This window comes from Cryomorpha ignava (assembly GCF_010686655.1).
Taxonomy (GTDB): domain Bacteria; phylum Bacteroidota; class Bacteroidia; order Flavobacteriales_D; family Cryomorphaceae; genus Cryomorpha; species Cryomorpha ignava.
Window position 1 is genome coordinate 1 of record NZ_JAAGVY010000137.1, and the last position, 820, is coordinate 820.

Below are 820 nucleotides of genomic sequence, written 5' to 3' on the forward strand. Positions count from 1 at the left end.
TGTTGAACGAATCCTCCCTGCGGTCGGAAGCTTTTCGGAGCTCAAAATACGTTTTCTTAGATTTATACCAATCTTAAAAATCAATATGATGTATAAAAAAAAGTAAAACGATAGTAGAGACTGCTATCACAGAAGTACCGGGTTTTGAAAATCTATGTACAAAATTAAGCAAGAGTTTTGCAATCAATGGCAAGGCTAAAAGTACCTTGAGCAACTACACGCGATGCCTCGCACACTTGGCATTGTATTACAAGAAGAGTCCGGAGACACTCTCTACTGAGTTGATTAATGACTATCTTTTTTATTGCCAGAATCTACACAAAACGCCATCTGAAAGCTTCTTTAAACACACTATTTTTGGTCTTCGTGCCATTTATAAAGTTCTGAATATGGAAGCCAAACGGGTTAAACTTCCGCAAATAAAGCGACAGAATCAACTGCCCGTAGTACTTAGCAAAGCAGAGGTGCGCACCTTACTCAAAGCACCCAAATATCTAAAACACCGTCTCATGCTGGCCGTTTTATATGGTTGCGGACTTAGGAGTTATGAGCTTTGCGCACTGCGCCTATCGGATGTCGATTTTGACCGCATGACTGTTCTTGTAAAGAAGCAAAAAGGCAAAACAGATCGCTATGTGCCACTGAGCAAACACTTGGCACGCGGACTTAAAAAATACATTTCAACAGAGTCTCCCCAAACCTTCGTGTTCAACAGTCAGGTGACTGATAACGGAGCGCCCCGACCCATTACCACCACCGGAGTACAATGGGTAATAAAAGAAAACAGAAGCAAGGTTAACACCCACAAGCACATTACCGC

General features: G+C 42.0%; 1 protein-coding gene. It reads left to right on the forward strand.

The genetic code is table 11. From position 1 onward, the window contains the following. Window positions 1-206: 206 nt before the first annotated feature. Window positions 207-820: tyrosine-type recombinase/integrase (locus tag G3O08_RS20760; RefSeq protein ID WP_239541401.1), on the forward strand; the 614-nt coding region annotated here is incomplete at its 3' end.